Here is a 24,448-nt window from a genome sequence, read left to right on the forward strand (position 1 = left end):
AAGGCAGAAAGCCATTATTTCATTTTAGGCTCGTAAGGCAGGCGGGAGAGATTCACCGACGCCAGGCGATGCGCGATAAGACGCTCGCGAAACCAGTCGCGCAGATGCTCAGGCTGTTCGCGCTCAACGGCTTCGGCGATAACCGGCATGTTGTAGCGCTCTTTAAACGCTACGCCGGACGCCGCCAGATCGACGTTCACTTTATCCATCTCTTCCTGCGGAAGAAGGGCAAGGTTCTGGTTCATGGTGTGCTCCTGTTAATCGCCGTGAAGGTACTGCGCCGCGCGCCGGATGACAAGCCTTATGTGGCGGGATGTGCCTTCCCGGCTCGACTTGCCATCAGCGCGAAGGTATTCTTGCGCCTGATTTATAATAAAAAGGAATGACTGATATGGCACTGTTTACCGCACGTTTTTGCCGTGCGCTGGCGCTGGTCGCCGCCGTCATGACCACGCCTGCCGTCTGGGCGCATGCGCATCTGAAAGCCCAGCAGCCTGCCGCGAACGCGACGGTTGACGCCTCGCCCGAAGCGCTGACCTTAACCTTTTCCGAAGGCATTGAGCCTGCGTTCAGCGGCGTGACGCTGACTGGCCCGAATGGCAAAAAAATGGCTACCGGCGCGGTCAAACGCGCGCCGAATGATGACAAACAGCTGGTGGCACCGCTTGCTGCACCCCTTGCGAGCGGCGAGTACCAGGTGCAGTGGCACGTGGTGTCGGTGGATGGCCATAAAACCAAAGGCAGCTACCGGTTTAGCGTGAAGTAACGTCGTGCTGGAAAGCGTTTATGTCGCGCTGCGTTTTGTCCATGTCGCCGCGCTGATGTCCGGCGCGGGCGGCGCGCTGTTCTGCGTGTGTCTTGCGCCTCATGCGATCGCAGAACCGCTGGCGCAGCGCCTGCGTACGCTCTGGCGCGGTGCTGCGCTGGCAACGGCTATTAGCGCCGTGGCGATTTACGCGGTGCAGGCGGGGCTGATGGGCGATGGCGCGGCCGACAGCCTGCGCCCGGCTATCTGGCAGGCGATGTTATCGACGCGCTTTGGCGCGGTGTGGCTGTGGCAAATCCTGCTGGCGCTGGTGACGCTGCCGTGTCTCGGGCTGGCATTACGGCGCGGCGGCCTGTTACTGTTACTCTTTTGCGCGCAGCTCGTGTTGCTCGCGGGCGTCGGGCATGGCGCGATGCACGAAGGGCTGACCGGCGCGCTCCAGCGGATTGGCTATGCGCTGCATGTGCTGTGTGCGGCCTGGTGGTTCGGCGGTCTCGTACCGCTCTTGATGCTGATGCGCATGGCGAAAGAGGTCACATGGCGCGCCGACGCCATTACCGCCATGATGCGCTTTTCGCGCTACGGATACATCGCGGTAGCAGGTGTTATCGCGACAGGCATCGTTAACAGCGTACTGATCCTCGGCATATCATGGCCGTTACATAGCGGGTATGTGCGTCTGCTGGCGCTGAAAATCGCGCTGGTGGCGGTGATGGTGGCTATCGCGCTGATTAACCGTTATGTTCTGGTGCCGAAATTTTCACGTCAGGCGACGGCGCAGCGCCGGTTTATCCTGATGACAAAACTTGAAGTGGCGCTCGGTGCGCTGGTGTTGTTAAGCGTCAGCCTGTTCGCCACCTGGGAACCTTTCTAACTGGTGAGAAAATAATGAAGAAATCGCTGCTTGCGCTGCTGATGCTCTCCTGTTCCGGCATGGCTCTCGCCGCGCCGCAGATTATTACGGTAAGCCGCTATGAAATCGGCAAAGACAAATGGGCGTTCAACCGTGAAGAAGTGATGCTCGCGTGCCGTCCGGGCGATGCGCTGTTTGCGATTAACCCCAGCACGCTGATGCAATATCCGCTCAATGACGTGGCTGAAAAACAGCTGGAGCAGGGCAAAGTCACCGGTCAGCCGATCTCGGTCATCCAGATTGATGACCCGGCGCATCCGGGGCAGAAGATGAGCCTGGCACCGTTTATCGAGCGCGCACAAAAACTCTGCTAATTTCCCGTCACGCATAAAAAAACCGCAACAGCCCGGCAGGGCGCGTTGCGGTTTTTCTTTTTTATGACGTTCTGACCGCTTTTTGCTGCGACTTTAGCCGCAAACTGGAAAAGCTGGTGTCGTCATCTATTCTTAAAAGGCAAGGCGACTGAGCCTGCATTAATGCCAACTTTTAGCGCACGGCTCTCTCCCAAGAGCCATTTCCCTGGACCGAATACAGGAATCGTATTCGGTCTTTTTTTATCCTTCGTTTATAAGTAATAAACTAAATCATCCTTAATAAATACCCTTTTATTTAAATATTATTGATTCAGACAGGTCTGAAGGGATCGAAAGTGGTTTTCAAGTCTTTTTGATCCAATAGGTTGTACTATTTTTAGGGGGGGTGAGTCGCTGTTCATTTCTGGGGGATTTAATTAGCATATACTGCCTTCTTTTATCAGAGGGGTGCCAAAAAAGGAGAATAAAATGAAGGAGTTAAGCGGAGCAGCTTGGGTTAATAAATTTCAGGGTAGTGCTTCCACTGAAACGTTAAGCTATCCATTCAGAACCAATGTTGAACAATTTTTGGCCGCCTTGCGGCAAGCTGGAGCAGTAGTAACTATAGCCGCTACGCTTCGCCCACCAGAAAGAGCTTATCTGATGCACTGGTGCTGGAAAATTAGCCGGGGACTGGTCAAAGCTTCCGATGTACCCCCAATGGCTGGCGTTGATATTGAATGGGATCATGGCAATGACGCTAAGAGTTTGCGTGAAGCGAATGCGATGGTCGCGGCCTATGGTATGAGTGGGTTGCATGTGGCTCCGGCGTTACAAAGCCGTCATACTGAGGGGAATGCGATTGATATGAACATTTCGTGGTCAGGCGATCTGCATATCATCGATAAAGATAATAACGCTGTCATTATCAGGACACCGCCGCGAGATGGAATGAATACAGAACTCCATCAGGTAGGCAGAAATTATAACGTGATAAAATATCATGGCGGTGCTCGGGACAAGCCTCACTGGTCATCTGATGGGAGATAACATGAAAAAAATAATGATGATGGTCGTCGCTTTTTTGCTGATAGAAGGATGTACCGCAGTACAGGCTGAACCCGTACAGCCTGATGTGAAAGCTTTTCAGGATAACGCTGATGAATGCCAGCACTTTGCTGGTGAGTGGGACAGCACGTTACCTAAAAGCCGCCAAAAGGAAATTGAGGCAGGCGTAGATAAATATTGTACAGCGGCGCGTCAGCAACAAGAGCAACTAAAGAAAAAATATAAGGGAAATCATCAGGTAGAACAAATAATTGCTGAGTACGATCTCTGAATGAGCGTACTCGCATAGTATTATTCGACTGGGTTTCTGAGGCGACATCCTATAACCGGGTGCCGCCAGTTAATGACTTCGCGTCAAGCCTTCAGCATAACGTTTATTCACGCTCTGGTTATGCTTGTTACTTTCTGCTCCCTTCTCAATATCAGTCAGGATTATCTCTGGATCATGAATTCATGATGATTAAGGTCATACCGTTCTTTCGCGAACGAACCGACCATCCCTTCCTTATGTGAACAGAAATTCCTCCCACTAAATCTGGTGGATTTGTGAAGGCGAACCGGTAGCAGGCTAAGGGATGAAGTATAGTAAAAGCAGGAAAACAAGGAGTTAATCCCGATGAATCCGTTTATCTATGTTTTTGGTCTCCTGCTGACGCTCGACGCGCTGCGTGAACTGGCCGGCGCCTCTTCCGTTATAGGGCTGTGGTAAACCGGCCTGCGCAAACATGCCTATTTATCGTGTTTGCGGCCAAACAACCAGAGCATAAAAATAGCCGCCACCACACAGCCAATAAAACTGACGATAGCTTCGTGAGTAAAAATGGTCACAGGACACCTCCCGACTTTGCTTGCTTTAAGCATAGAACATCCTTAGCCGGGTAAGCGTCTCTTTACGCATTAACGAGATAAACGCTGCCATTCATCTCTTTTTTAGTTACAACATACTTATGGGTGACACAATGGTTGCTGACAAACACCCACGCGAGCGCATCGCCTGGCAAGGCGCACTGCGCATTACACTATGTCATGCAGCGCTATACTTGGCTGATAACCAGAGGGGCAGGCGATGTATCAGCGAATCGACGGCGCGGCGTGGCGGCATATCTTTATTGTGGGCGATCTGCACGGTTGTCTGGAGGCGCTGGTCAGCGCGCTGAAGCGCGAGCGTTTCGACCCGCGCGTCGACGCGCTTATTTCTGTCGGTGATTTAATCGATCGCGGTCCGGATAGCCTGGGCTGCCTGCGGCTTATCGGCAAACGCTGGTTTTTCGCGGTGCGCGGCAATCATGAGGCGATGGCAGTCGAGGCGCTGGATTCCGGCGACAACGCGTTATGGGCAATGAACGGCGGAAGCTGGTATTTCGGGCTTTCTGAAAAGGAGAAGCACGAGGCGCAGGCGCAATTCGTTAGAGTGAGTGAACTGCCGCTGGTCATTGAGGTACAAAGTCACGACAGGCTCATCGTGGTGGCGCACGCCGATTATCCGGCGTCGCGCTACGTTTGGGGTCAGCCTCTCGATGAACAGGCGGTGGTGTGGAGCCGGGCGAGAGTAAACCGGGTATCGGCAGGTAAAGCGGAGCACATTGAGGGCGCGGACGCGTGCTATTTTGGCCACACGCCGCTGCGCGAGCCGCTCACGTGCGGGAACCTGCATTACATCGATACCGGCGCGGTCTTTGGTCATACGCTTACGCTGGTACGCGTGCAGTGATCAGAAATCGCTGTACTCCCGCGCCGGGCGCCAGAAGCCATCGATAAAGTCTTCAACGGGGTAGCAGCCCCCGTGGCGCATCCGCTGTTCATCCATCACTTTCAGACATTGCTGTTCCGTATTAAACACATCCACGACGATGTCATCGCAACCGCCATCCAGATAACAAACAAATAAAACCAGAGCGAACATGGCGTCCTCTGTGTGACAACGTTTGTCATAAGTGTAGGAGAAGCGAGGGGGAAGGGAAAACCGAAGGTTCTGAATCGGGACGTGTAAATAAATAACCCGCCTTCAGCGACGGGTTCTTTTTGAATCAGGCAAGGCGCATGATCCAGGCATCAGCTTGTTGGTCGTAATGTTCGCGGTAGAGCACGGAGTGTTCGCCGTTGAGCACGGCAGGAATGCTGGTTTCGGCGTCCCAGGCATCAAGCTGCATGCAGAGATCCGGATCTGATTTGCAGGGAATGCTCAGCTTGCGCTCGCCTGGCGAGTCGCCGTGCAGCTCTGCATCATCTATCTCGAAAGTGCCGATTTTTACGCTGGTTTTTGACATAACGTTCTCCCTCAGACAGTACACAGGTGGTATGACCAGTCAGGCCCCATCGTTAAGCGTAGTCAAAAGCGCAAGAAATGCCAAAAAATGCGTTGGTGTTTTTTTGCACGCCTTAAACCGGCGCGCTGAACAGAACCCCGTCGCGCACCAGCTCGCGCGGATAACTGTTCTTCAGTCGGCTGCCCACTTTTTTCGCCAGACCCAGCGGCTGATGCTGGAAAGTGACAATCACGTCATCGGCGTCCGGCACCGTCTGCGGCCAGACATCGCGTCCGCGATACCACTCCTGAGCCTCTTCGGCAGACAACTCAAAGCCGAGCGGATTATCGCTTCCGGCCAGCGCGACGACGGCTTCGTGCTGCCAGCGGTACCCTTTATTATGGATCTCAGCCAGACGAATGCCAGTACGGGAGAACCGCACTTTGCCGATGAACGGCGTAAAAGCTTGTGGGAAAAGCCAGATCTCTTTATCACGTTGCCACAGCTCAAGCGTCTCGTCCCATTCGAGGCCGACTTTTCTGGCGGCGGCGATGACGGCCTGCGCTTCGCGGGTTTTCAGCGGCGTAAACGGGAAGGCGCCCACTTTGTAGGTCGGCGCGGGCAGCGGCTCGACGCTCGCGGTTTTACGCAGACGCGCGACAAAAAAGCCTTCGCAGTCGTAAATCTGCGGAAAGACATGCAGGAAGCCTTCTTCGGTCAGCGCCGCATCGGCACCGGGGAAGAGGGCTTCAAGCGAGAGCACTTCTACCGCCTGCGGGTAGCGCGCCAGCAGCCAGCGCACCGTCTCCTGGTTTTCTTCGCGGTTCAGCGTGCAGGTGGAGTAAACCAGCGTGCCGCCAGGCGCGAGCGCATGAAAAGCGCTGTCGATAAGCTCGCGCTGGGTGGCGGCAATTTCCTGATTGCTCTGCGGCGACCAGTTGCGCAGCGCATCCGGATCTTTTCTCACCACGCCTTCGCCGGAGCAGGGCGCATCCAGCAAAATGGCGTCAAACTGTTCCGGTAGCGCGGCACCAAAAACGCGACCGTCAAAATGAGTCAGGCCGACGTTGTGAATGCCGCAGCGGCTGATATTCGCGTGCAATACCTTGACGCGGCTGGCGGAATATTCGTTGGCGAGAATAAAGCCCTGGTTCTGCATCAGCGCGGCTATCTGGGTCGTTTTCGAGCCGGGCGCCGCCGCAACATCCATCACGCGCGCAGGCGTGTTGCCATCGGCGAACAGCGCCGCTACCGGCAGCATGGAGCTCGCTTCCTGAATATAAAACTGGCCGCTTAAGTGCTCGGCGGTGCTGCCAAGCGGCAACGCGTCTTCGTCATCGCGCTCGATCCAGAAACCTTCCGGGCACCATGGCACGGGCGTTAACTGCCAGCCGTAGGGCGCGACCTGCGCCAGAAACGCGTCAACGCTGATTTTCAGCGTGTTGACGCGAATGCTGCGACGCAGCGGGCGCTGGCAGGCGGCGATGAAATCGTCCATCGCAAGCCCGGCGGGCATCGCTTCACGCATAACATCAAGAAAAGCTTCAGGAAGGCAGACAGAACCGAATTGCGCCACGGCGACACCTCAGCGGGCAGAAAAAGAGGGCGCGAAGTGTAACACAAACGCCCCGGCGTGACACCGGGGCGCAGGCGTTAACGGGGAAGGGCAGTGCCCCACTGACGCCACTCTTTCGGCTCACTGTCCTGCAACAGGAAGTGCTTGCCGGGCTGCGCTTTCGGCGCGAGCGGCGTTTCCGGTGGCGTGGCGAACGCAATACCGCCGCGGATGAACTGGTTAAACGTACCGGTTTTCACCACGCCGCCCACCAGGCCGAAGTTCAGGCTGTAGCCCGAGGCGAGCCAGAAGACCGAGTTCTCACGCACCAGATGCTGATAGCGCTTGCTGATACGCATTGCGACCATCACGCGATCGGACATGCTGCCAAGCGACATCCCCGTCACTGTGCCCACTTCGATGCCGCGGAAGAGCACCGGCGTGCCGATATTCAGCGACCCGGCCTCCGGCGCTTCAACAATAATACTCAGGCCATCGAGATAACGGGAATCGGTGATAGTTGCTTCCTGTAGCTCAAAGCTGCGACGCCCCGGTCCGCGCCCCGGCTCCACGTTGATATAGGGTTGCAGGATGGTGTCGAGATTCTCGACGCCCGCTGCCGAGATCTGCGGCGTGACCACCGAGAACCGCGAACCCGCGCGCGCAAAGGTGTTCACATATTCCGGGTAGAGCACCGCCGTCGCCTGCACTTCGTTGCGATCGGTGATGAGCTTGAGCGATTCGATCTGGCCGATGTTAATGCCGAGATAGCGAATCGGCATGTCCGGCGCGAGCTTGCCGGCATCAAACGCGTGCAGCGTTATCTGGCTGCCTACCGCGCGGGCGGCGGTTTCTGACGGATAGAGCGTGCGCTTGTCTTTTTCGCCAAGACCGGCACCCGCACCGTTGAGATTATCGAAACTGATGGCACCTTTCAGCGCGCGGGAGAGCGGGGAGGCCTGCACCGTCAGCCCGCTACCGTTGAGCTGCACTTTCGCGCCGCCTTCAGCCCAGAAGACGCTGTTTGGCGTAAGCAGCTTGCGATACTCCGGTTTGATATGCACTTCGATATCAAACGCGTTGGCGCGCGGGCGAACGGTGATGACTTCACCCACTTCAAATTTACGGTACAGCACCACGGAACCGGCCTGAACGTCTGGCAGGCTTTCGGCGGTCAGTGTCAGCGTCGTGGTCGGCATGTCGCTTAAGCTGTTTTCCACCGCTTTTTCCAGGTTGGCGTAGAGCGGGTATTCGTTTTTCATCTCGCCTTTATCGCCCGGCAGCACGCGGATGCCGCCGCTCAGCCATTCGCTGGCGCTGGCACCGAGAAACTCAACGCCGTCGAGACCGACCTTCACATCCACGCGGCTGTTGACGACGAATTTGCTGTCGCCTTTGAGCAGCTCGCGGTACTGCGGGTCAATCGCCACGGCGAAACTGACGCCCTTGGCGTTAAGCGAGCGCTCCAGCACCTGGCCTATCTGAATGCCGTGCAGAATGACCGGCTGGCCGGCGTCGATGCCGTAGCTCTCCGGCGCGTTCAGCGTCAGCGTCAGCACGCCCGGTTTTTGCAACGGCGTTTTGTCATCCGGCAGGACAACGAAATGGTTACGCGGCTGGCCTTCGCCCGGCACCAGCTCAAGCGTACTGCCGGTCAGCAGCGTGCTGATTTCAGGGTTATTGAGCGAGAGTTTCGGGCTGTGCATCTCAATGCGTGTGCCGTCACGCAGCAGATTCACGACGCTTGGATCGACCGTCAGCTCGCCGGTGACGGCGCCGCCAGGATTGAGATTAAGTTTGGTGAGCGTGCCCACCTCAAGCCCCTGATACATCAGCGGCGTGGAGTTCTCTTTGAGCCCCTGACCACCGGGCAGATCAAGCTTCACCAGCACGCCGCGCTGGCTGTGGGCGAGATCTTCATACAGGCCGAAGGTGTCGTTCTGGTCGGCATGTGCGGAATCCGCGGGCGAGTCAAAGGCGATAGCCCCGTTGACCAGCGCCGCCAGGCTCTCCAGCTCCACTTTGGCACCGCTCAGCCCAATGTTGGTTTTCACGCCGGAGACGTTCCAGAAGCGGCTGCCTTTTTTCACCAGATTGGTGAAACGCCGCTCGATGATAACGTCGATGGTGACGCCCTGTTTGTCGGTGTTGATAGAGTAGTCATACACCCGGCCAACCGGGATTTTGCGGTAATAGACCAGCGACCCGCTGTTCAGCGAACCGAGATCCGGCGCGTGCAGATGGATCATCAGCTCGCCGGTATTGAGGCGGTATTTCGGCTGTGTATCGAGCGCCCGAAAGTGGTCGCGCGGCTCGCCTTCGCCCGGCATCATGCCGATATAGTTACCGCCCACCAGCGCGTCCAGTCCGGAGACGCCCGCCAGCGAGGCTTTCGGCGTGACGAGCCAGAACTGCGTCTGGTCGCGCAGGGCGTCTTTCATGTCATTCTTGATACTGACCGTCACCTCGATTTTATTCAGATCTTCGCTCAGGCGAATATCCTGTACGGTGCCGACTTCTACGCCCTGATAGCGCACCGGCGTGCGCCCGGCGACGATCCCGTCAGCGGACATAAAGTCGATAGTGACGGTGGTGCCTCGCTCTTCATACGTGGTCCAGATAAGCCAGCCCGCTATCAGCAATGCGATAACGGGCAGGATCCAGAACGGAGAGATGCGACGTTTTGTTTTAATTCGCGCTTCAGTCTGTGAAGCGGGCGTTTCCTGACTCATGTGCGTCCCAAAGTAAGCGGCTGTCCAGCCATTCAACAGCAAGAATAGTCAAAATCACCGACGCGCCGAAATAAAACGCCGCCGGCCCCATGACAAACGACAACAGCTGGTCACGGTTGACCAGCGACATCGTAAGAGAAATCACAAACAGATCGAGCATTGACCAGCGGCCAATCCAGGCCACCAGACGTAACATCAGAATGCGCGCGCGCAGCCCCTGCTGACATTTAAAATGAATACTGACCAGCAGCGTCAGCAGCACCAGCACTTTGGTGAACGGCACCAGAATACTTGCAACGAACACGACCCCCGCCACCAGGATATTGCTCTGTGCCAGCGAGATTATCCCTGACATGATCGTATCTTCCTGGCGCGAACCGTTGATATAGATAATCGAGATAGGCAGCAGGTTGGCAGGCAGCAGAAACACCATTGAGGCGATGAGCGCCGCCCAGCATTTTTGCAAGCTCTGCCGACGGCGGCGACGCAGCGGAATATGGCAGCGCGAACAGCGCCCGCGGTTATCCGGTACACCGGTGTAGTGACAACCAAGACAGACGCGCAGATCCTCGTGATAGCGCGTGGCGGGCCGTTGGGGATAAAAGCGCTCCCATAGCTCTTCAACATTAAGATGTATCAGCGTCAGTACGCTTAACACCACCAGCGCCACAAATGCCAGAAGCCCGATGCCCGGCTCAAGCCAGGCGTATTCGCGTACTTTGATGGACGCGACGCCGATGCCCACCAGATAGATATCGAGCATCACCCATTCGCGCAGCCGCTCCAGCATCAGCAGCACCGGACGCAGGTTCATACCCAGAATATTGCCAAACCAGAGATAGGCGATGGCGGCGACCAGCGTCGCGGGCGCACCTACCGAGCAAAAGAGCACCATAGCGGCGGTGATCGTATCGCCCTGGCGCGTCATCTGCCAAATGCCCTGGAAAAGGTTGGCGTCGATGCGTGTGCCAAGCAGGTACAGGCGCAGCAGCGGTTCGCTATAGGCGAACGGCATCAGCAGCAGCATGGTGATGGCCATCGCCGCCAGCCGGGTGAGCGACCAGTCGCGCCCGTCGCGAATTTTTGCGTCGCAGCGCGGGCAGTGCGCGGTCTGGTTAGACTTCACCACAGGCAGCATAAAAAGGATATCGCATTGCGGACAACGCTGATAATGTGCCATCGGCAACGGCTCGCCGATGGCGTGAATGTTCAGTTTTTTGCCAGGAGAAATCTGTTGAGTTTTGAGTGCCATGTGCGAAGCATGTTTTTATATGATTCTGTTATCGTAACTCATGAAATGATTAATCTTGAGCATGAGCGCATTTAATGCTTATTTTAGTAGGCTGGCAGAGTAAGTAAGACAACAAAGCGATCGGATTAATGAACAAAACACAATTTTACGCGGAACTCAATCGCGATTTTCACTCCCTTATGGCAGGGGAAACCAGTTTTCTCGCGACGCTCGCGAATACCAGCGCGCTGTTGTTCGAGCGCCTTGAAGGCGTGAACTGGGCAGGTTTCTATCTGCTGGAAGACAAAACGCTGGTGCTGGGGCCGTTCCAGGGCAAAATCGCCTGCGTGCGTATTCCTTATGGCCGTGGCGTCTGCGGTACGGCGGTCGCGACTGGCGAAGTGCAGCGCGTGGATGATGTGCATGCGTTCGACGGCCATATCGCCTGCGATGCGTCCAGCAACGCCGAAATCGTACTGCCGCTGCGCGCGGACGGCGAAATTATCGGCGTGCTGGATATCGACAGCACCGTCTTTAACCGCTTCGACGCCGACGACGAGCAGGGGCTGTGTACCCTCGTGGAACAGCTTGAAGCCGTTATCGCCGCCACCGACTTTAAAAAATTCTTTGCGCCAGTCGCATGATAAGCAACGGATAACGTGGCATTTACCGATGGCGTCATTATAATGACGCCTGTTCATGCCTGCGGCTTGTTGGCAACATCCGTTGTAATCAGGAAATTTCATGGAAAATCAACCTAAGTTGAATAGCAGTAAAGAAGTTATCGCCTTTCTGGCCGAACGTTTTCCGCAGTGTTTCAGTGCTGAAGGCGAAGCGCGTCCTCTGAAGATCGGCATTTTTCAGGATCTGGTAGAGCGTGTTGAGGGCGAAATGAACCTCAGCAAAACGCAACTTCGTTCCGCATTACGTCTTTATACGTCGAGCTGGCGCTATCTTTACGGCATCAAACCCGGTGCCACGCGTGTCGATCTCGACGGCAACCCGTGCGGCGTTCTGGAAGAACAGCACGTAGAACACGCCCGCAAGCAGCTTGAAGAAGCGAAAGCCCGCGTCCAGGCGCAGCGCGCTGAACAGCAGGCGAAAAAACGCGAAGCGGCAGGCGCTGAAGGCGAAGAGAACGGCGCAGAGCGTCGTGAACGTAAGCCGCGTCCGGCTCCGCGCCGCAAGGACAACGCCGAGCGTAAACCGCGCGCTGCGAAACCTGCCGCTGCCGCCAAACCATCGCGCCCTGCGCGCGAAGAGCGCCATACTCCGGTGTCTGACATTACGGCGCTCAGCGTCGGCCAGGCCATCAAGGTCAAAGCAGGCAATAACGCGATGGACGCCACCGTGCAGGAAATTACCAAAGATGGCGTCCGTGTACAGCTGACTTCTGGTATGTCGATGATTGTACGCGCAGAACATTTAGTGTTCTGAAACGGAGGTCAACCAGGGCATGAACACTTTTTTTAAGCTTACCGCCGTCGCCGGCCTGCTGCTGATGGCGGGTCAGGCGTTGGCCGTGGATGACATTACCCGTCCTGACCAGATCCCGGTTCTCAAAGAAGAACCGCAGCATGCCACCGTTAGCGAGCGGGTGACCTCACGGTTCACCCGTTCTCACTATCGTCAGTTCGATCTTAACGAAGCCTTCTCCGCCAAAATCTTCGATCGCTACCTCAATCTGCTCGATTACAGCCATAACGTGCTGCTGGCGAGCGACATCGAGAAATTTGCGAAGAAAAAAGGGGAGATTGGCGATGAACTGCGTAGCGGCAAGCTCGATGTGTTTTACGATCTCTATAATCTGGCACAGCAGCGCCGTTTCGAGCGTTATCAGTACGCGCTGAAAGTGCTGGAAAGACCGATGGATTTTACCGGTAACGATACGTTTGATATCGATCGCAGCAAGGCGCCCTGGCCTTCCAGCGAGGCGGAGCTGAATAAACTCTGGGACGGCAAAGTCAAATATGACGAGCTGAGCCTGAAGCTGACCGGTAAAACCGACGCGGAAATCCGCGAAACGCTGACCAAGCGTTATAAGTTCGCGATTCGCCGCCTGGCGCAAACCAACAGCGAAGATGTGTTCTCGCTGGCGATGACCGCCTTCGCGCATGAAATTGACCCGCATACCAACTATCTCTCACCGCGCAGCACCGAGCAGTTCAACACCGAAATGAGCCTCTCGCTTGAGGGCATCGGTGCCGTTCTGCAGATGGATGATGACTATACCGTCATTAATTCGATGGTGGCGGGCGGCCCGGCGGCCAAAAGCAAGGCGATTAGCGTTGGCGATCGCATCGTCGGCGTAGGCCAGGTGGGCCAGCAGATGCAGGATGTGATCGGCTGGCGTCTTGATGACGTCGTCGCGCTCATCAAAGGGCCGAAGGGCAGCAAAGTGCGGCTTGAAATTTTGCCTGCCGGTAAAGGTACCAAAACCCGCATCGTGACGCTGACGCGCGAGCGCATTCGTCTTGAAGATCGCGCCGTGAAGATGTCGGTGAAAAATGTCGGTAAAGAAAAAATCGGTGTGCTGGATATTCCTGGCTTCTACGTTGGCCTGACCGATGACGTGAAAGTGCAGCTCCAGAAGCTTGAGAAACAAAATGTCGCGGGTGTGATTATCGATCTGCGCTCCAACGGCGGCGGTGCGTTGACGGAAGCGGTATCGCTCTCCGGTCTGTTTATTCCGTCCGGCCCGGTCGTGCAGGTGCGTGATAACAACGGCAAGGTCCGTGAAGATCGCGATACCGACGGTGTGGTCTATTACAAAGGCCCGCTGGTGGTGATGGTCGACCGTTTCAGCGCCTCGGCGTCTGAGATTTTCGCCGCCGCCATGCAGGATTACGGCCGTGCGCTGATTGTCGGCGAGCCAACCTTCGGGAAAGGCACCGTGCAGCAGTACCGTTCACTGAACCGTATTTACGATCAGATGCTGCGCCCTGAATGGCCAGCGCTGGGTTCCGTGCAGTACACCATCCAGAAATTCTACCGCGTCAATGGCGGCAGTACCCAGCGTAAAGGGGTCACGCCGGATATCATCATGCCAACCGGCAATGAAGAGACGGAAACCGGCGAGAAATTCGAGGATAACGCGCTGCCGTGGGATAGCATCAACGCCGCCACGTATGAAAAGTCTGGCGACCTGAAGCCGTTCGGCCCTGAGCTTTTGAAAGATCACAACGACCGTATCGCGAAAGATCCGGAGTTCCAGTACATCATCAAGGATATTGCTCGTTATAACGCGATGAAAGATAAGCGCAACATTGTGTCGCTTAACCTTGCTCAGCGTGAAAAAGAGAACCATGAGGATGACGCAACCCGACTGGCGCGTATTAACGACCGTCTGAAGCGTGCCGGCAAACCGCCGCTGGCGAAGCTCGAGGATCTGCCGAAGGATTATCAGGAGCCCGATCCGTATCTCGATGAAACGGTGCATATCGCTCTTGACCTGGCGAAGATGACCAAAGAGAAAACGGTGCAGCCCGCTGACTCTCAGAAGTAAAATCCCCAACCGGCGTCCTCTGAGGCGCCGGTTTTTTATGTCGTGTTAATCCCCCGTCAGTGAAATGCTACAAAATGTAAAGTTTCGTATTTTTAGGGACTTGCCAGCCGTTGATGCTTGAAAACGGCGCGCGCGCCCCTACGATGTGTGTAATCGCATAATGCGTATTGTGAAACCGAGGTAAAAAGAAAATTATGATGCGAATTGCGCTTTTCCTGTTGACTAACCTGGCCGTCATGGTGGTGTTCGGTCTGGTGCTCAGCCTGACAGGGATCCAGTCAAGCAGCGTGACGGGCCTTCTGATCATGGCGCTGCTGTTTGGTTTTGGCGGCTCGATCGTTTCGCTGCTGATGTCCAAATGGATGGCGCTGAAATCGGTGGGTGGTGAAGTTATCGAAGCGCCGCGTAATGAAACAGAACGCTGGCTGATGGATACCGTGGCGCAGCAGTCGCGCCAGGCGGGTATCGCGATGCCGCAGGTGGCTATCTATCACGCGCCGGATATCAACGCCTTCGCGACAGGCGCGCGCCGTGATGCCTCGCTGGTAGCGGTAAGTACCGGCCTGTTGCAGAACATGAGCCGCGATGAAGCGGAAGCGGTTATCGCGCACGAGATTAGCCATATCGCCAATGGCGACATGGTCACCATGACTTTGATTCAGGGCGTGGTAAACACCTTTGTGATTTTCATTTCGCGCATCATTGCGCAGGTGGCGGCCGGTTTCCTCGGCGGCAACCGCGATGAAGGCGAAGAGAGCAACGGCAACCCGCTGATTTACTTCGCGGTCGCGACCGTGCTGGAACTGGTCTTCGGCATTCTGGCGAGCATTATTACCATGTGGTTCTCGCGCTACCGCGAATTCCACGCTGACGCAGGCTCCGCGAAACTGGTGGGACGCGAGAAAATGATCGCCGCACTCCAGCGCCTGAAAACCAGCTATGAGCCGCAGGAAGCGAGCAGCATGATGGCGTTCTGCATCAATGGTAAATCAAAATCGCTGAGTGAACTGTTCATGACGCACCCGCCACTCGATAAACGTATCGAAGCGCTGCGTAGCGGCGAATACCTGAAATAATCGCGTAAGCGATAGAAGACGAAAGCGCGCCTCGTGGCGCGCTTTTTTTTGTCGGTGCGGGCAGGGCGCTTTCGAGTGGTACATTCATCTTAAGCGTTTGATCTGGTGCGAAAGAGATATCCTGCAGCCCAATGCGGTTGGATGTCGCAGATTTATCATGTGCGCGCACAGATTCATTGCGGCACCGTCGCGCGGAATTTATAATAAAAACCGGTTCTGATTTTTATAAAACAAATGCGATCGAGGTGATCAATGGCAATCGCAGAATTAGATAAACAGCCTGACTCCGTCTCTTCGGTGCTCAAGGTCTTTGGTATCTTGCAGGCGTTGGGTGAAGAGCGCGAAATTGGTATCACCGAATTGTCGCAGCGCGTCATGATGTCAAAAAGCACCGTTTACCGCTTTTTGCAGACGATGAAATCACTGGGTTATGTGGCTCAGGAAGGCGAGTCGGAAAAATATTCTCTGACGCTCAAGCTCTTTGAGCTTAGCGCGCGCGCATTGCAGAATGTCGACCTTATTCGTAGCGCAGATATCCAGATGCGCGAACTGTCGCGTCTGACAAAAGAGACCATTCACCTGGGCGCGCTGGATGAAGACAGCATTGTCTACATCCATAAAATCGACTCCATGTATAACCTGCGCATGTATTCGCGCATCGGTCGTCGTAACCCGCTCTACAGTACCGCTATCGGTAAAGTGCTGCTGGCCTGGCGCGATCGCGATGAAGTTCGACAGATCCTCGAAGGCGTCGAGTATAAGCGCAGTACCGATCGCACTATTGTCTCTACCGACGCGCTGCTGCCGGTACTGGATCAGGTTCGCGAGCAGGGATACGGCGAAGATAACGAAGAGCAGGAAGAAGGGCTGCGCTGCATCGCGGTGCCGGTATTCGACCGTTTTGGCGTGGTTATCGCGGGGCTGAGTATCTCTTTCCCGACGCTGCGTTTCTCCGAAGAACGCTTGCACGAGTATGTTGAGATCCTGCATACCGCCGCGCGGAAAATTTCCGCACAGATGGGGTATAACAACTATCCGTTCTGACAGACTCGTTCTGATGAAAAAGCCGCAGCGAGCCTGCGGCTTTTTACTGCGTCTGATTAACCGTTGTCCACGACGGTTTCGCTTTTGCGCAGTACCGGACAGGCGGTAATGCCGATAAGTCCGCTGTCAGAATGAATGAACTGTGTGCTCACTACCTGTCTTGCCGTCAGGTAGCGACACTGTAATCCCAGTCCTGCAGCGTTCTCGTGGCTACCAATTAATATCCCATAACCGCTGAAAAGCAGCGCAACCCAGGCCACCACTAAAAGTGCGGCAATACGAATCAAATAGCGCATTACGGCTCCGTTTGTTAACGTTCAGGCATACAGCCTGCCGTGGCTGCCGCTGCGTTACAAGGAGAGGATTCCGTATTCCGTGAGTTAACGTTACAGTGATATTTGGTTTAAGGTTTCCGTGATAATTTGGCCCCGTAGATGCCGTAACGGAGAAGGTAGTGAAAAAATTCAGATGGGCTATTTTGCTGGCCGTGCTGGTGGCCTGTTTATTGTTGTGGATGCAGACGCTCAATGTGATGTGCGATCAGGACGTTCAGTTTTTCAGCGGCATTTGTACTATCAATAAGTTCATTCCCTGGTAACGCGTCACTCAGGCGATGCCCTTGCGCCGCCGCGGTGGTAAGATAGCGCGTTTCCCTGAGGTGGTTAGCATGAACGACATTATCAATTCTGGTGCTTTAAATTTCGCCGCCCTGGCGATTTCTCTCTTTGGTGCCATCGTGGCGCTGGTGGCCTGGTTCTTTATCAATCGTGCAAGCGTGCGCGCAAACCAGCAGGTCGAACTGCTGGAAGCGCTGCTTGAACAGGAAAAGCGTCAGACCGCACTGTTGCGTCGCCTGTGTGAGGCGAACGAGCCGGAGGCGCAGACGCCTGCCGCATCTGCTGACGCAACACAGGATGACGATGACGGTTTCGTCCGCCTTGTGGCTGAACGTTAACCATCAACGCCCCGGAGGTGATGGGCATGGTCTGGAAGAACCCCTGGTACGACCCTACAAAAGCGCATCACCGCCCGGACGGGTTTTGCAACACGCGTGAAGTCGGGCATCAGCCCGGCGATTTGCGCCGCTGGCAGAACGAACGTAAAGCCGAGGGGCTGCCGCATCCGCCTGCTGGCGGGTACGACGCGTTTATCCGCCAGTGGTGGCAGCCTGCAGTTATTGACGGCGACGAAGACGGTGTCTGGTGGCTCGGCCATGCCACGCTGCTGCTGCGTCTTAACGGTCGCTATTTGCTCACCGATCCGCTTTTCTCCCGCCGGGCTTCGCCAGTGAATTTCTATGGCCCCGTTCGTAAAACGCCGCTACCGCTGGAGCTTGCCCGCCTGCCGCGCATCGACGCGGTGCTAATTTCCCATAATCATTACGATCATCTGGACAACAGCACGGTCCGCCGCCTTGCGAAACGTTTTCCTGATGCGGCGTTTTTTGTGCCATTGGGGCTGAAGGCGTGGTTTGTGAAACGCGGCATCCGCAACGTCACAGAACTTGACTGGTGGGGCACTCAGTCGCTGGAAGGGCTGAACATCACTGCCGTTCCGGCACAGCACTGGAGCATGCGCACACCGTGGGACCGAAACCGCTCGCTATGGTGCGGCTGGGTGATTGAAAGCGCTACGCAGCGTTTCTGGTTTAGCGGTGACAGCGGTTATACGCCTGAACTGCTTGAAATCCCGCGCCGCCTCGGGCCGCTCACGGGCGCGGCCATTCCCATTGGTGCCTACGCGCCGCGCTGGTTTATGGCGCCGCATCATATGGATCCGCAACAGGCGGTCGGACTCTGGCAGGATACAGGTCGCCCTCTTGCCATTCCTATACATTGGGGCGTTTTTGAACTGGCTGATGAATCGCTGGATACGCCGCCTGCCGAGCTGATAAACGCGCTTGCTGAACGTGGCGAACAAGCGGATATGTTTGCGCCGCGCCGTATTGGGCAATATTTATCGCTGGCTGCAAATAAACGCTGATTAAGAATATATCTGACTGGTTATATTTGCTTCTGTCAGGATGATTTATTAAACGCTTTGCTTATTCCCGCTGCCTCTTTTTGAGGCAACTTTCATTAAAATGTCATTATTTTGGTGCAGGGGAAAATTGGCTTGTACAATTTCTTTTGATTTGTACATTATTTACTGCCTTCAGGCTGTAATAAAGCCTCGTTAAAATGAAGTTTAACCACATTTATGAATAAGCTTTTGCAGAAATAATAACAGCGCGAAAAATAATGCCTGTGCTTTCCCGCGTCGCCTGGACGAACCGAAGTTATTGAGCTACTGTTAAAAAGTGCATTCTGGCTTTATACCAGAACCGGGCGGCGAGTTAACCCTTACAGGGCTTCGCGGGTCCATTCTGTGCTTTATTGTCAGGGACATAGCGTTCTGTTGAGGAATCTGTGCGGCAGATCGTGCAGCGTATAAAAATGGCTTGCCATTGTTTACGTTGTGTGTGATAACAAGTTTTGGGTTAAACGAGGTACAGTTCTGTTTATGTGTGGCATTTTCAGTAAAGAAGTCCTGAGTAAACACGTTGTCGTTGAATACCGCTTCTCTGCCGAACCTTATTTTAGTGCCTCAAGCAGTAATGTCTCAGTTTTATCTAAGTCAGCGCCCGCGGGCGAACAAAACAATTGAAGGAATTTGCGAAATGGCAAAGATTAAAGGTCAAGTTAAGTGGTTCAACGAATCTAAAGGTTTTGGCTTCATTACTCCTGCTGACGGCAGCAAAGATGTGTTCGTACACTTCTCTGCAATCCAGGGTAATGGTTTCAAAACTCTGGCCGAAGGCCAGAACGTTGAGTTCGAGATTCAGGACGGCCAGAAAGGTCCGGCAGCTGTTAACGTAGTTGCTATCTAATCGCACTTAAACTGACCCGGTGCCTTGTTTCACCGGCCAGCTATTTTAAAGCCCCGCCCACTGGCGGGGCTTTTTCATGTCTGAGGCGCATCAGCGTTTCCCCGACTGCCGATTCACGTTACACTTCGCGTTTTGCGCTGTTTCGGAGTCCGCATGTCTTTTATCTGCCCCCTTTGCCATTTGCCGCTGGAGCCGCAGGCCAACAGCTTTCGCTGTGCCAGTCATCATCAGTTCGATATTGCAAAGGAAGGGTACGTGAATCTTCTTGCGGTGCAGCATAAGCGCTCGCGGGATCCGGGCGACAGTATCGAAATGATGCAGGCGCGCCGCGCGTTTCTCGATGCCGGTCACTACGCGCCGCTTCGCGAGAGAACCACACAATTGTTGAATGAGCGCCTGCCGAAAAGCGGTGCCACGCTGCTGGATATTGGCTGCGGAGAAGGGTATTACACCAGCGCGTTTGCCGCGCTCACGACCACCCACGGCGGGCAGAGTTTTGGGCTTGATGTATCAAAAAGCGCCATCCGTTTTGCCGCGAAGCGTTATACGGATATCTCGTTTTGCGTCGCCTCCAGCCACCGGTTGCCGTTTGCGGATGCCTTTTTCGATGCGGTGGTACGCATTTACGCGCCCTGCAAGGCCGAAGAGCTGGCGCGTGTGGTCAAACCCGGTGGCGTGGTGGTGACCGTCACGCCTGGCCCGCGTCATCTTATCCAGCTCAAAGGGCTTATTTATGATGAAGTGCGGCTGCATGCGCCGAATGAAGAATCGCTGCCCGGCTTTACGCTCGCCGAAGAACAGGCATTACGTTATGAGATGTGCCTGAATGGCGAAGAGGCGACGACGCTTTTACAGATGACGCCTTTCGCCTGGCGCGCCCGCCCGGAAGTATGGGCGGCGCTAAAAGAACAAACGGCGTTTGACTGTGAAACCGATTTTTGCCTGCGCGTCTGGCAGCGCGAGGCTTAACCCGCGAAATGGCTCCAGAGGATCTGGCAGCCGATACCGATAAGCACGACACCGCCCAGAATTTCCGCCCGCTTGCCAAGCAGCGGGCCGATAAAGCGGCCTACCATCATACCGAGCGTTGACATGATCAGCGTGGCGCAGCCGATGGCGAGCGCGGTTTTAATAATATCCACCTGCAGAAAGGCGAGTCCGACGCCAACTGCCATCGCGTCAAGGCTGGTGGCAAATGCGGTAGTCACCAGCAACCAGAAGCTGTGACGGCGAATTTTCTCGGATGCTTCCTCACAGCCGCGCACGCCTTCAATAATCATTCTGCCCCCAAGAAACACCAGCAGTACAAACGCTATCCAGTGGTTCCAGGTCAGCACAAACTGTGTAGCGAGAAGGCCGAGCAACCAGCCAACCAGTGGTGTAATCGCTTCGATAACGCCAAAGATCAGCCCCGTGCGCAGCGCTTCAGAAAATTTGGGTTTATGGAGTGTGGCGCCTTTGCCGATGGAAGCCGCGAATGCGTCCATGGACATGCCGAAGGCGAGAAGCAGAGTTGCGGAAAGATTCATTGCACAGTCCTGACCGGGATCACCATATACACGCCGTCCGCCCCCAGTAAAAAGCGGCCGCGTGCCTATGGTCTCGCCTGACTGAAAGGGCTTCAGTCCGTACGCACCACGTTTTGCAACGAGTATGTTGATGCGTACATTTCCTTAAGGAAATTGGCTACTCCCCAATGACGGGCGCAACCTTACCATATTCCAGACGGCAAAGACAATAACTGGAGAATAACCTTTTGGTTATAAATGAGAATGGTTTTCGCTTAATGGCAGGACGTGAAGATCTTGTTAAGAATTAAGGAAAGGAACCGGGCAAAAATATAGCACGGGCTATAAGCATGGTTGTTTTTTATTCGCAAAAATAGCCTGTGCTATATTTTTAATTTATTGATTATTAACAATAAAATGATAGATTCTCTCCAGATCGTCGATATTCTTTACCCGGATAAGCAAGCGACGTTTATCTAATTGCATCACCAGCACGCCGTCTTCCGATAAATTCATCGCTTTAATGTGGTTATATTTCACCCAGCCGCCAGCAAAGAAAAAGCCTTCACGCTTGAAGCGTATTTGCGGCTCTCTGATCCAGAAAAGATAAATGGCGAGTAATCCCAGCGCGCCCAACAGCCAGGTCGTGAGCAGGGCACCGTGCGATGCCACATTCTGCCAGATAAGGATGGCGACCAGACCGGTGAAAATCAGGCTGTCAGCACGTCCGCGTTTGAGCAAGGGCACACGCAGCAGCGTTTTCCCGTGTCGACGTTCAGTGCCCCACTGGTCATAAATGGCCCATCCCAGCAGCGCGATAATAAAAATGACCAGAACTCCATCAGTCAACGTCATGCCGTCTCCCTTAAATAAAAAAGCCGGGAGCCGCTGGCCCCCGGCGCATGATATTAACCGTTACTGGCCGAGCAGGCCGACCGCGTAACCGGCGATACCAATCACAAAGAACCCCACGATAATCCACAACGGGTTCACTTTTTTACGCAGCAACCACATGCAGGCGAAGGTCAGCAGCAGCGGCACCAGGCCCGGCATCAACTGATCAAGGATCGTCTGCACTGTCGTGACTTTCACCGCGCCGTTCTGGTCGGTAACACGCGATACCACGAGCGGAATGTTTACGTGCGTCCATTTGTTAACCAGCGCCCCCATCACAAACAGGCCGAGAATGGACGCCCCCTCGGTCAGTTTTTGCAGGAAGCCGCCGCCCATATCTTTCACGATATCGACGCCTTTGCGGTAGCCATACGCCACGCCGTAGTAACGTGTGGCAAGACGCACCAGGTTAAACAGCACAAAGAACAGCAGCGGGCCGAGCAGGCTGCCGCTCATGGCGATGCCCGCGCCAAGTGCAGCGAATACCGGTCGCACGGTGCCCCAGAAAATCGGGTCGCCGACGCCCGCGAGCGGCCCCATCAGGCCCACTTTGATACCGTTAATCGCGCCGTCGTCGATCTCCGCGCCGTTCGCGCGTTGCTCTTCCATCGCCAGCGTCACGCCGAGCACTGGCGCTGCCACATAGGGATGCGTGTTAAAAAACTCCAGATGGCGTTTAATCGCCTGGCGACGCGCTTCGTTATTCTCCGGATAAAGGCGACGGATCGCCGGCACCATTGAGAAGCAGAAGCCAAGCGCCTGCATACGTTCAAAGTTCCACGATCCCTGGAAGAGGTTAGAGCGGATAAACACGCCGCGAACATCGCCCGGGGTCAGTTTTTTCTCACCAGTTGTTTTCGTCATATCAACCATGTCGCTCACCTGTTAATCCAGTTCGTTATCAAGATCGTTCGCGCCAGCAGTTTGCGCGGGTGCCGCTGCGGAGCGGTTATATTTCGGGCTCAGCTGGATATAGAGCACCGCCATAACAGCCCCGATAACGCCCAGCGCCACGAGGTTGAAGTTGGTGAACGCGGCGGTAACGAAACCGAGGTAGAAGAACGGCATCAGGTAGCCCGCGCGCATCATGTTGATGACCATCGCGTAACCGACCACCACAATCATGCCGCCCGCGATGTTAAGGCCGCCGGTCACGACTTCCGGGATAGCGCTAAGCATACTCTGCACTTCGCTGGTGCCGACGGAAATCGCCACGATGACGGCCGGAATAGCGATACGCATTGCCTGTAAGAACAACGACGAGACGTGGATCCAGGATAGCGCGGTGAGGTTGCCGTTTTGCGCCGCCTTATCCGCCGCGTGCTGGAAGCCGACGGTAATAGTACGCACGATAATGGTCAGTACCTGGCCTGCCGCAGCCAGCGGGATAGCCAGCGCAATACCGGCGCCAATGCTCTGGTGCCCGGCGATAACCAGAATGGTTGAGATAATCGACGCCAGCGCGGCGTCAGGCGCCACGGCGGCACCGATGTTCATCCAGCCGAGCGCTATCATTTCCAGCGTACCGCCGATGATAATACCGGTTTTCATATCCCCCAGTACGGCCCCGACCAGGGTACAGGCTACCAGCGGGCGGTGGAACTGAAATTCATCGAGCACCGATTCCATACCCGCGATACAGGCGACGATGAACACCAGCACAATCTGAAGAGTGGTAATCTCCATTGTACTTCTCCTGTGATATCAAACTTACGTGTAAAAACTGAGTAATCGTTAAGCTGCAATGCCGTTATTTCGTGGCTTTGCTGATTAAATCCATCATTTTTAAACGGGGATCGTTTGAGACTTTACGCACTTCCAGCTCAATACCGCGCGCGTTAAGTTTCTTAAAGGCCTCAATATCTTTCTCATCGACAGACACCGCGTTGTTCACCTGGGTTTTGCCCTGGCGATAGGCCATCCCACCAATATTGACAGAGGTGATTTTGACGCCGCCTTCCACGATGCGCTCAACATCGGTTGGGTTGGTAAACAGCAGCATCACGCGTTCGCCCGCATATTTCGGGTTGTTGTAAACGCGGATCATTTTGGCGACATCCACCACATGCGCGGTGACGCCAGGCGGAGCCACCTGAGTGAGCAGCGTTTTGCGCACGTTGTCGGCGGCGACTTCATCGCTCACCACGATAATGCGCGAAACGTTGGTCTCTTTGGTCCAGCGGGTGGCGACCTGGCCGTGGATCAGACGGTCGTCGATACGGGCAAGGCCGATGACCATATAGTCGTTCGGGCCCATGGGTTTAACAGGCGCCGCCGCTTTCGCGGCAGGTGCAGCGGGTGCCGCTTTTTCGGCGGGTTTGGCTTTCAGGGCTTTTACGCCTTCGCGGCCCGTTTCAACGGCAATCGCGACCAGCTCATCGAAAGCAGGATCGTCATCGCGCGCCATTAAGGTTTCGACGAGCATCGGGATATTCACCCCGGCGACGACTTCATAGTGGGGCTTATCCACGACAATGCGGCTCGCCGCGTTGAACGGACTGCCGCCCCAGGTATCAACCAGAAAGACAACGCCTTTGCTGGTGTCCAGTTTTTCGAGCTGTGCGTTATATTTTTCGATCAAGGTTTCCGCATTTTCGCCGGGAACGAAATCGATCCAACCGACATTCTCCTGCTCACCCAACAGCATTTCCGCTGTTTTGAGCAGTTGTTCGGCCGCCCAGCCATGCGTGCCTATGACAATAGCAATGGTCACTTGCTACCTCCGTGGTTATTGTCAATGCCCTTACA

30 protein-coding genes and 1 riboswitch are annotated in these 24,448 nt (G+C 55.2%); of the genes, 18 read left to right on the forward strand and 12 right to left on the reverse strand.

Annotation, left to right across the window (positions count from 1 at the left end; translation table 11 throughout):
* Nucleotides 1-14: 14 nt before the first annotated feature.
* Nucleotides 15-245, reverse strand: a complete 231-nt coding sequence (locus tag G6041_RS03290; RefSeq protein WP_007698883.1) for a DNA polymerase III subunit theta — start codon at nucleotides 243-245, stop codon at nucleotides 15-17.
* A gap of 146 nt (nucleotides 246-391) precedes the next feature.
* On the opposite strand from G6041_RS03290, the gene yobA reads away from it, so the two are divergent.
* The 7 genes from yobA to G6041_RS03320 all read left to right on the forward strand — a co-directional run bounded on the left by yobA (nucleotide 392) and on the right by G6041_RS03320 (nucleotide 4,751).
* Complete coding sequence (gene yobA / locus G6041_RS03295; RefSeq protein WP_007900668.1) at nucleotides 392-766, forward strand: CopC domain-containing protein YobA; 375 nt, start codon at nucleotides 392-394, stop codon at nucleotides 764-766.
* A 4-nt stretch (nucleotides 767-770) separates the two neighbouring features.
* Complete coding sequence (copD, locus tag G6041_RS03300; RefSeq protein WP_012124469.1) at nucleotides 771-1,640, forward strand: copper homeostasis membrane protein CopD; 870 nt, start codon at nucleotides 771-773, stop codon at nucleotides 1,638-1,640.
* Nucleotides 1,641-1,654: 14 nt separating this feature from the next.
* Nucleotides 1,655-1,993: a YebY family protein gene (locus tag G6041_RS03305; RefSeq protein WP_012124470.1), complete on the forward strand. Its 339-nt coding sequence runs from the start codon at nucleotides 1,655-1,657 to the stop codon at nucleotides 1,991-1,993.
* A gap of 468 nt (nucleotides 1,994-2,461) precedes the next feature.
* Nucleotides 2,462-3,022 carry a hypothetical protein gene (locus G6041_RS03310; RefSeq protein ID WP_032968251.1) on the forward strand — a complete coding sequence of 187 codons (561 nt, stop codon included), beginning with the start codon at nucleotides 2,462-2,464 and terminating at the stop codon, nucleotides 3,020-3,022.
* A complete protein-coding gene (locus G6041_RS03315; RefSeq protein ID WP_007868609.1) occupies nucleotides 2,976-3,311 on the forward strand; it encodes a hypothetical protein in 336 nt (111 codons plus the stop codon). Before G6041_RS03310 ends, G6041_RS03315 begins: the two co-directional genes overlap by 47 nt.
* A 345-nt stretch (nucleotides 3,312-3,656) precedes the next feature.
* Nucleotides 3,657-3,749, forward strand: a complete 93-nt coding sequence (locus G6041_RS21350) for a KPN_01571 family protein (RefSeq protein ID WP_012124476.1) — start codon at nucleotides 3,657-3,659, stop codon at nucleotides 3,747-3,749.
* A 357-nt stretch (nucleotides 3,750-4,106) separates the two neighbouring features.
* Nucleotides 4,107-4,751 carry a metallophosphoesterase gene (locus G6041_RS03320; protein WP_012124478.1) on the forward strand — a complete coding sequence of 215 codons (645 nt, stop codon included), beginning with the start codon at nucleotides 4,107-4,109 and terminating at the stop codon, nucleotides 4,749-4,751.
* Here the strand turns inward: G6041_RS03320 and G6041_RS03325 are convergent, their stop codons facing one another.
* The 5 genes from G6041_RS03325 to yebS form a co-directional block, all read right to left on the reverse strand.
* On the reverse strand, nucleotides 4,752-4,943 hold the full coding sequence (locus G6041_RS03325; protein WP_004386675.1) for a YebW family protein: 192 nt from the start codon (nucleotides 4,941-4,943) through the stop codon (nucleotides 4,752-4,754).
* Nucleotides 4,944-5,067: 124 nt separating this feature from the next.
* Nucleotides 5,068-5,307: a YebV family protein gene (locus tag G6041_RS03330; RefSeq protein WP_004386676.1), complete on the reverse strand. Its 240-nt coding sequence runs from the start codon at nucleotides 5,305-5,307 to the stop codon at nucleotides 5,068-5,070.
* 112 nt (nucleotides 5,308-5,419) lie between these two features.
* Nucleotides 5,420-6,814 carry a 16S rRNA (cytosine(1407)-C(5))-methyltransferase RsmF gene (rsmF, locus tag G6041_RS03335; RefSeq protein ID WP_208089869.1) on the reverse strand — a complete coding sequence of 465 codons (1,395 nt, stop codon included), beginning with the start codon at nucleotides 6,812-6,814 and terminating at the stop codon, nucleotides 5,420-5,422.
* Nucleotides 6,815-6,939: 125 nt separating this feature from the next.
* Nucleotides 6,940-9,573 carry a PqiB family protein gene (locus G6041_RS03340; RefSeq protein ID WP_007868599.1) on the reverse strand — a complete coding sequence of 878 codons (2,634 nt, stop codon included), beginning with the start codon at nucleotides 9,571-9,573 and terminating at the stop codon, nucleotides 6,940-6,942.
* Nucleotides 9,542-10,825 (reverse strand): membrane integrity lipid transport subunit YebS, encoded by a 1,284-nt coding sequence (gene yebS, locus G6041_RS03345; RefSeq protein WP_004386679.1) that lies wholly within the window; start codon nucleotides 10,823-10,825, stop codon nucleotides 9,542-9,544. Before yebS ends, G6041_RS03340 begins: the two co-directional genes overlap by 32 nt.
* 128 nt (nucleotides 10,826-10,953) lie before the next feature.
* On the opposite strand from yebS, the gene G6041_RS03350 reads away from it, so the two are divergent.
* The 5 genes from G6041_RS03350 (at nucleotide 10,954) to kdgR (ending at nucleotide 16,429) form a co-directional block, all read left to right on the forward strand.
* Nucleotides 10,954-11,448, forward strand: a complete 495-nt coding sequence (locus tag G6041_RS03350) for a GAF domain-containing protein (RefSeq protein ID WP_012124481.1) — start codon at nucleotides 10,954-10,956, stop codon at nucleotides 11,446-11,448.
* A 100-nt stretch (nucleotides 11,449-11,548) separates the two neighbouring features.
* Nucleotides 11,549-12,241 carry an RNA chaperone ProQ gene (gene proQ / locus G6041_RS03355; RefSeq protein ID WP_004386681.1) on the forward strand — a complete coding sequence of 231 codons (693 nt, stop codon included), beginning with the start codon at nucleotides 11,549-11,551 and terminating at the stop codon, nucleotides 12,239-12,241.
* Nucleotides 12,242-12,260: 19 nt separating this feature from the next.
* Nucleotides 12,261-14,309, forward strand: a complete 2,049-nt coding sequence (gene prc, locus G6041_RS03360; RefSeq protein WP_012124482.1) for a carboxy terminal-processing peptidase — start codon at nucleotides 12,261-12,263, stop codon at nucleotides 14,307-14,309.
* Between the two features lie 194 nt (nucleotides 14,310-14,503).
* Entirely contained in the window at nucleotides 14,504-15,385 is an 882-nt protein-coding gene (gene htpX, locus G6041_RS03365) for a protease HtpX (protein ID WP_004386682.1), read from the forward strand.
* Between the two features lie 252 nt (nucleotides 15,386-15,637).
* Nucleotides 15,638-16,429, forward strand: coding sequence for a DNA-binding transcriptional regulator KdgR (kdgR, locus tag G6041_RS03370; RefSeq protein ID WP_012124484.1), 792 nt, complete (start codon nucleotides 15,638-15,640; stop codon nucleotides 16,427-16,429).
* A gap of 56 nt (nucleotides 16,430-16,485) precedes the next feature.
* Here the strand turns inward: kdgR and G6041_RS03375 are convergent, their stop codons facing one another.
* A complete protein-coding gene (locus G6041_RS03375) occupies nucleotides 16,486-16,725 on the reverse strand; it encodes a YobH family protein (RefSeq protein ID WP_004386684.1) in 240 nt (79 codons plus the stop codon).
* Nucleotides 16,726-16,883: 158 nt separating this feature from the next.
* Between G6041_RS03375 and mgrB the strand changes: the two genes are divergently transcribed.
* From mgrB to rlmA, 6 genes are all read left to right on the forward strand, one after another.
* Nucleotides 16,884-17,027: a PhoP/PhoQ regulator MgrB gene (gene mgrB / locus G6041_RS03380; protein WP_004386685.1), complete on the forward strand. Its 144-nt coding sequence runs from the start codon at nucleotides 16,884-16,886 to the stop codon at nucleotides 17,025-17,027.
* A 69-nt stretch (nucleotides 17,028-17,096) separates the two neighbouring features.
* Nucleotides 17,097-17,384, forward strand: a complete 288-nt coding sequence (locus G6041_RS03385; protein WP_004386686.1) for a YebO family protein — start codon at nucleotides 17,097-17,099, stop codon at nucleotides 17,382-17,384.
* A gap of 20 nt (nucleotides 17,385-17,404) precedes the next feature.
* Nucleotides 17,405-18,412, forward strand: a complete 1,008-nt coding sequence (locus tag G6041_RS03390) for an MBL fold metallo-hydrolase (protein ID WP_012124486.1) — start codon at nucleotides 17,405-17,407, stop codon at nucleotides 18,410-18,412.
* A 519-nt stretch (nucleotides 18,413-18,931) separates the two neighbouring features.
* Nucleotides 18,932-19,075 (forward strand): DUF2627 domain-containing protein, encoded by a 144-nt coding sequence (locus G6041_RS03395; protein WP_007698789.1) that lies wholly within the window; start codon nucleotides 18,932-18,934, stop codon nucleotides 19,073-19,075.
* Nucleotides 19,076-19,088: 13 nt separating this feature from the next.
* Entirely contained in the window at nucleotides 19,089-19,298 is a 210-nt protein-coding gene (gene cspE, locus G6041_RS03400; protein WP_004386688.1) for a transcription antiterminator/RNA stability regulator CspE, read from the forward strand.
* A gap of 153 nt (nucleotides 19,299-19,451) precedes the next feature.
* On the forward strand, nucleotides 19,452-20,267 hold the full coding sequence (gene rlmA / locus G6041_RS03405; protein WP_012124488.1) for a 23S rRNA (guanine(745)-N(1))-methyltransferase: 816 nt from the start codon (nucleotides 19,452-19,454) through the stop codon (nucleotides 20,265-20,267).
* Here rlmA and mntP read toward each other — a convergent pair.
* From mntP to manX, 5 genes are all read right to left on the reverse strand, one after another.
* Nucleotides 20,264-20,827, reverse strand: a complete 564-nt coding sequence (mntP, locus tag G6041_RS03410) for a manganese efflux pump MntP (RefSeq protein WP_012124489.1) — start codon at nucleotides 20,825-20,827, stop codon at nucleotides 20,264-20,266. The two genes, rlmA and mntP, sit on opposite strands and share 4 nt — an antisense overlap.
* A 5-nt stretch (nucleotides 20,828-20,832) precedes the next feature.
* A riboswitch (yybP-ykoY riboswitch) is annotated at nucleotides 20,833-21,005 on the reverse strand.
* Nucleotides 21,006-21,202: 197 nt separating this feature from the next.
* Nucleotides 21,203-21,661: a DUF986 family protein gene (locus G6041_RS03415; RefSeq protein WP_012124491.1), complete on the reverse strand. Its 459-nt coding sequence runs from the start codon at nucleotides 21,659-21,661 to the stop codon at nucleotides 21,203-21,205.
* A 60-nt stretch (nucleotides 21,662-21,721) separates the two neighbouring features.
* Entirely contained in the window at nucleotides 21,722-22,573 is an 852-nt protein-coding gene (locus G6041_RS03420) for a PTS mannose transporter subunit IID (protein ID WP_007850784.1), read from the reverse strand.
* Nucleotides 22,574-22,585: 12 nt separating this feature from the next.
* Entirely contained in the window at nucleotides 22,586-23,386 is an 801-nt protein-coding gene (locus G6041_RS03425; RefSeq protein ID WP_004386694.1) for a PTS mannose/fructose/sorbose transporter subunit IIC, read from the reverse strand.
* 64 nt (nucleotides 23,387-23,450) lie between these two features.
* Nucleotides 23,451-24,413 (reverse strand): PTS mannose transporter subunit IIAB, encoded by a 963-nt coding sequence (gene manX / locus G6041_RS03430; protein ID WP_004386695.1) that lies wholly within the window; start codon nucleotides 24,411-24,413, stop codon nucleotides 23,451-23,453.
* Between the last annotated feature and the right edge of the window lie 35 nt (nucleotides 24,414-24,448).

The organism is Cronobacter sp. HA18003 (genome assembly GCF_011605905.1).
In the GTDB taxonomy this organism is placed as follows: Bacteria; Pseudomonadota; Gammaproteobacteria; order Enterobacterales; family Enterobacteriaceae; genus Cronobacter; species Cronobacter sakazakii.

Coding starts and splice junctions, on each gene's coding strand:
- G6041_RS03290 (WP_007698883.1), bottom strand. CDS start 245: ATGAACCAGAACCTTGCCCTTCTTCCGCAGGAAGAGATGGATAAAGTG.
- yobA (WP_007900668.1), top strand. CDS start 392: ATGGCACTGTTTACCGCACGTTTTTGCCGTGCGCTGGCGCTGGTCGCC.
- G6041_RS03305 (WP_012124470.1), top strand. CDS start 1,655: ATGAAGAAATCGCTGCTTGCGCTGCTGATGCTCTCCTGTTCCGGCATG.
- G6041_RS03310 (WP_032968251.1), top strand. CDS start 2,462: ATGAAGGAGTTAAGCGGAGCAGCTTGGGTTAATAAATTTCAGGGTAGT.
- G6041_RS03315 (WP_007868609.1), top strand. CDS start 2,976: ATGGCGGTGCTCGGGACAAGCCTCACTGGTCATCTGATGGGAGATAAC.
- G6041_RS21350 (WP_012124476.1), top strand. CDS start 3,657: ATGAATCCGTTTATCTATGTTTTTGGTCTCCTGCTGACGCTCGACGCG.
- G6041_RS03320 (WP_012124478.1), top strand. CDS start 4,107: ATGTATCAGCGAATCGACGGCGCGGCGTGGCGGCATATCTTTATTGTG.
- G6041_RS03325 (WP_004386675.1), bottom strand. CDS start 4,943: ATGTTCGCTCTGGTTTTATTTGTTTGTTATCTGGATGGCGGTTGCGAT.
- G6041_RS03330 (WP_004386676.1), bottom strand. CDS start 5,307: ATGTCAAAAACCAGCGTAAAAATCGGCACTTTCGAGATAGATGATGCA.
- rsmF (WP_208089869.1), bottom strand. CDS start 6,814: ATGCGTGAAGCGATGCCCGCCGGGCTTGCGATGGACGATTTCATCGCC.
- G6041_RS03340 (WP_007868599.1), bottom strand. CDS start 9,573: ATGAGTCAGGAAACGCCCGCTTCACAGACTGAAGCGCGAATTAAAACA.
- yebS (WP_004386679.1), bottom strand. CDS start 10,825: ATGGCACTCAAAACTCAACAGATTTCTCCTGGCAAAAAACTGAACATT.
- G6041_RS03350 (WP_012124481.1), top strand. CDS start 10,954: ATGAACAAAACACAATTTTACGCGGAACTCAATCGCGATTTTCACTCC.
- proQ (WP_004386681.1), top strand. CDS start 11,549: ATGGAAAATCAACCTAAGTTGAATAGCAGTAAAGAAGTTATCGCCTTT.
- prc (WP_012124482.1), top strand. CDS start 12,261: ATGAACACTTTTTTTAAGCTTACCGCCGTCGCCGGCCTGCTGCTGATG.
- htpX (WP_004386682.1), top strand. CDS start 14,504: ATGATGCGAATTGCGCTTTTCCTGTTGACTAACCTGGCCGTCATGGTG.
- kdgR (WP_012124484.1), top strand. CDS start 15,638: ATGGCAATCGCAGAATTAGATAAACAGCCTGACTCCGTCTCTTCGGTG.
- G6041_RS03375 (WP_004386684.1), bottom strand. CDS start 16,725: ATGCGCTATTTGATTCGTATTGCCGCACTTTTAGTGGTGGCCTGGGTT.
- G6041_RS03385 (WP_004386686.1), top strand. CDS start 17,097: ATGAACGACATTATCAATTCTGGTGCTTTAAATTTCGCCGCCCTGGCG.
- G6041_RS03390 (WP_012124486.1), top strand. CDS start 17,405: ATGGGCATGGTCTGGAAGAACCCCTGGTACGACCCTACAAAAGCGCAT.
- G6041_RS03395 (WP_007698789.1), top strand. CDS start 18,932: ATGTGTGGCATTTTCAGTAAAGAAGTCCTGAGTAAACACGTTGTCGTT.
- cspE (WP_004386688.1), top strand. CDS start 19,089: ATGGCAAAGATTAAAGGTCAAGTTAAGTGGTTCAACGAATCTAAAGGT.
- rlmA (WP_012124488.1), top strand. CDS start 19,452: ATGTCTTTTATCTGCCCCCTTTGCCATTTGCCGCTGGAGCCGCAGGCC.
- mntP (WP_012124489.1), bottom strand. CDS start 20,827: ATGAATCTTTCCGCAACTCTGCTTCTCGCCTTCGGCATGTCCATGGAC.
- G6041_RS03415 (WP_012124491.1), bottom strand. CDS start 21,661: ATGACGTTGACTGATGGAGTTCTGGTCATTTTTATTATCGCGCTGCTG.
- G6041_RS03420 (WP_007850784.1), bottom strand. CDS start 22,573: ATGGTTGATATGACGAAAACAACTGGTGAGAAAAAACTGACCCCGGGC.
- G6041_RS03425 (WP_004386694.1), bottom strand. CDS start 23,386: ATGGAGATTACCACTCTTCAGATTGTGCTGGTGTTCATCGTCGCCTGT.